This window comes from Winogradskyella immobilis, from assembly GCF_021887715.1.
Classification (GTDB): domain Bacteria; phylum Bacteroidota; class Bacteroidia; order Flavobacteriales; family Flavobacteriaceae; genus Winogradskyella; species Winogradskyella immobilis.
Genome location: NZ_JAIQXX010000042.1, coordinates 1 through 3,814, shown reverse-complemented (window position 1 = coordinate 3,814; position 3,814 = coordinate 1). Strand labels below are relative to the sequence as shown.

General features: G+C 31.6%; 4 protein-coding genes. All 4 read right to left on the bottom strand.

Going from position 1 to position 3,814, the window contains the following annotated elements; translation table 11 throughout:
- Positions 1 to 218 precede the first annotated feature (218 nt).
- On the bottom strand, positions 219 to 803 hold the full coding sequence (locus K8Z87_RS13665; protein ID WP_227478136.1) for a hypothetical protein: 585 nt from the start codon (positions 801 to 803) through the stop codon (positions 219 to 221).
- Positions 804 to 1,040: 237 nt separating this feature from the next.
- Positions 1,041 to 1,790 (bottom strand): DUF6882 domain-containing protein, encoded by a 750-nt coding sequence (locus tag K8Z87_RS13660; RefSeq protein ID WP_227478135.1) that lies wholly within the window; start codon positions 1,788 to 1,790, stop codon positions 1,041 to 1,043.
- Between the two features lie 148 nt (positions 1,791 to 1,938).
- Positions 1,939 to 2,589 (bottom strand): hypothetical protein, encoded by a 651-nt coding sequence (locus K8Z87_RS13655; protein ID WP_227478134.1) that lies wholly within the window; start codon positions 2,587 to 2,589, stop codon positions 1,939 to 1,941.
- A 189-nt stretch (positions 2,590 to 2,778) separates the two neighbouring features.
- A complete protein-coding gene (locus K8Z87_RS13650) occupies positions 2,779 to 3,705 on the bottom strand; it encodes an ADP-ribosylglycohydrolase family protein (protein WP_227478133.1) in 927 nt (308 codons plus the stop codon).
- Positions 3,706 to 3,814: the final 109 nt, after the last annotated feature.

Here is a 3,814-nt window from a genome sequence, read left to right as displayed (position 1 = left end):
TACCATTAAGTTTCTTTTCATTCTGACAAGAGGTCAAAATTAAAGTCAAAATTATTATGTTTAGCAGTTTTCTCAAATGTGTGGTAACGGTCTCGTATAAGAATAGTTGCGGTTTTGTGTGCGAGGATTTTCCGAAGGAAAATCAGACGTAACAAAATTTCAACTACCTTTGTTTAAGCACTAATGTAGCAATTATTTTTATACATTGTTGTGTGGCGTTATTTTTTTAATTCAGTTGTAAATATTGTGTACATTAATGAAATTGCCTCTTTTGCGTCATCTTTCATAATTTCAAAAGGTTGTCTGTATTTTTTATTTGATTTTAATTCAGATACCATTCTTTGGGATAAATTAAATTCGTGTTCAGTCGGTTTTACGTGAGAAAAAGGATTTCTTCTTTTTCTTAAAATATCGATTCTTTCAGTCAGATATTCGTGTAAAATATTATTCTTTTTCGCGTGAGTTAGAATTGCTTTTAGTCCTCTTTTTCCAATATTTTCCAATCCTAAAGATTGATAATGAAGTTGAAGTTTTCTTTCAATAAAAGCTTGGGAAAGTAAAATAGTTGAAATAAATTCTCCGTTAACAAATGCCATTTTCGCTTCTCCGAAAACATATACAGTTTCTGGGTCAGCTAAAATTCCGAATTCATTCGGGATTATTTTATTGAGAAATTTCAGTCGTTCAAGTCTTTCCTCAAATGTTTCTTTATCATATCTTTCAAGTGAACTTTCTAAACGAGATTTTCGTTTTTTCTTCTTAACGGATTCTCCAAATAAGTTTTTTTCTGATTTTTCCGCCATTCTTTTAGATTTGAGTGGTTAATGACACACAACGGTCTTGTATATGGCTCGTAGCGTGCAAATTAGCGATAACTATTCGGTTAAGCACGAGCCGAATTTTTTAATTTTCTTATTACTTTTTCTTTTCAATAAGCCAAATTAAAAAATTTGGCGGACTTGCAAATATGCCTTAACTTCGATTAAGCAACTAATTAGCTATGAGCTATATACGGTGTTGTGCTTAGTGCTTTCTCTAGCTTAATTCGATTCTTTAATTTCAAAGTAACATCTCTCACACACTAATTTTATTTTAGCGAACTCCATAGATTCGTCATTCCAACCATCTGTTTTAAGCCGCATTTTTTCGCATTCAGAACACCAAGCTTGGAAATCATCTTCTTCGTCCAATTCCATTCCACGATGAGTCTCAAAAGCTTCTTCAAATCCAGTTTTTTGTTCCGTATTCAAATGTTGGCAAATGAATGCTTTTCTTATTTTTCCGTGAACACTACATTCGATTAATTCACTCTCAATTATTTCGACTTCTTCTTTTGTTATTTGTTCAGTCAGAAGAAAGTACTTTTCTAAATGGTCAGAAATGACTCGGTAAGTCCCAATTCCGCCAATTATATCAAAAGCAATTGATGTTAATTCCCAACCTGTATATTTATCTCCGTCAAAATGAGAGTTGGTCAGTTTTTCATAATTTTTCTTTTCTCCGAACTCCTTAATTTTTAAAGTTCTAAATTTTCTCGGTTCTACAGAATCTTCGTTTGCCCAAGCCCACATCCAACTATTTGTATTCAGCGAGAACGTTCCAACGGGAATGTATTTGAAATAGATTTCTTTGTCGTCACTGTATAACCTTAATGTTTCGCTCGATTGATTATAAAACCAATTTTCATAATTATCAGTATCATAATTCTTTCTGAAATTACTTTGAAACCCAGTCAGTTTTTGACAAATTTTATCAGCGTATTTTTCGTATTTCAGAGGTCTAAATATCAATTCAGTTAGTTTTTTTGCATTAAGCACAACGGTTTTGTATATGATATGTTGCGTGGTTTAGCACGTAATTTAGCAAATAAAAACCGAATAGAAAATCCGCGAGGATTTTCGTAAGTAGGCTAGTACTAGCAATGGATTATATACGTTGTTACCTGTTGGCTTTTTTCTCAAATTCCTTTATTAATTTACTTTTATATTCGTCATAATCTTTACTCGTAGAAACCATAAATTCTCCTTCTCCAATTCTCCAAGTTTTAAACTTATAATTCCTTCCATTTAGTTCAAATTCAGAGTCTGTTAATTTGATAAACATTTTTTGATTTTCATTCGAGTTATATAATTCTCCATTAAAAGATTTAAAGTCCGTTTTTGGTAAACTCTCGTTTATCTGTGACGAAGTTAGTATAATTCCATTTTCAGGAACTTGTATTTTTTTGCTCAAAGTAAATACATTTATTCCGAGTTCATTTGCGTTTTCAACATCGTAAATAACGGTAACATACTTTTCAGTGAAATTTTCAGGTAATTCAAATATTATTGGTCTATTTTGGTATCGATACCAACCAATAAAAAGTATTACAATTCCACTTTCGATTAGAATTACTTTCTTCCAGTTTTTCACAAACTTTTTGAGTAAAAAGTCAACTATTAAAAGTCCAATTGCAAATCCAATTAAAGCAAACGCAATTAATAATCCCCAACCTTGTCCATCCGATTCGCTTAAGAAAATTTTTATTGCCCAAATGATTGAAAAAATCATTAAAATCAATAATGGCGTTATTTTACGTAGGATTTTCATCAGCTTGCAGGTAACGGCTTCGGCTATGATTAGTACGGGAATAAATAAGCGATTAATTTCCGATTAAGCACTTAGCCAAAACTTTTTATTTTGTTTTAATTTTTTCATTTTTAAAGCCAAATCAAAAAGATTTGGCGGACTCTATAAAAATACACTAAACTTTGGATTAAATACCAAACCCCGTATTAATTATAGCCATTGTTGTGCCCAGTTTTTATTTTCCACATATTTATCGACAATTCCGTTAATCCAAGCAAAATCATTGAGTTCTTTCAGTTTGTTTGTTAATTCAATCGGTATGTTTTGAATTCCAATTAATGTTCCTGCAATCTGACCAGCTATAGAACAATTAGTGTCTGTATCTCCTCCAAGTTCTATAATCTGTTTATACATATCAGTCAATCCAATTTCATTTACTTTACTTGCAAAGGCAATAGCTAAAGGAATTGAATTGACTACATATCCATCATTTCCAAGTTCTCCCACTTGTTTCAAATCACATTTTAGATTGTCTATTTCAATTAGTCTATCTCTAACTCGAGTGTCAGGTAGTTGGTCTGTTATTATTTTTATAAGATTCTCTTTACCTGTCCAAGTTTCATTTAATATCGATTGGATAGCAATAATAACACTTAAAGCACCAATATATGCTTCGTCATTTTGATGAGTAATGTTACAAACGTCTTTTATTAAATCTCTTGTGATATTTGTTTCAAATCCTAAAGGTGCAATTCTCATTGCTGAACCATTTCCAGCTCCATATTCTCCTTTTCTTCCAACTAAGCTCCAATGTCCTCCAACTTCTAATTCTTGTAAAGCTTTTAATGTACTTGCACCAATTCCTGTTATTTTTCGAGACTTAAAATATTCCAAATACTTTTCTGCAAATACTTCTGCATTCAACGATTCATTTTCGATAATCGCCTCACAAGTTGCTAAAGTTAGTTGCGTATCGTCAGTTATTCTCCATTTTGGGATTTTTACTTTTGGTTTTCCAAAAAGATAATATGTGTTTTCAGAATTATCTTCTTTAGTAATATTTTCGTAAGAACTTCCATAAGCATCTCCAATTGCTCCTCCTAAAATACATCCTTTAAATCGTTCTGAAATTTTCATTTTGGTAATTGGGCACAACGTTGATGTGTATGGTTAGTTGCGTGGTTAAGCAACTAATTTAGCAAATAAATCACAGATAGAATATTCCGAAGGAATGTTCGTAAGTCGG

Coding starts and splice junctions, on each gene's coding strand:
- K8Z87_RS13665 (WP_227478136.1), bottom strand. CDS start 803: ATGGCGGAAAAATCAGAAAAAAACTTATTTGGAGAATCCGTTAAGAAG.
- K8Z87_RS13655 (WP_227478134.1), bottom strand. CDS start 2,589: ATGAAAATCCTACGTAAAATAACGCCATTATTGATTTTAATGATTTTT.
- K8Z87_RS13650 (WP_227478133.1), bottom strand. CDS start 3,705: ATGAAAATTTCAGAACGATTTAAAGGATGTATTTTAGGAGGAGCAATT.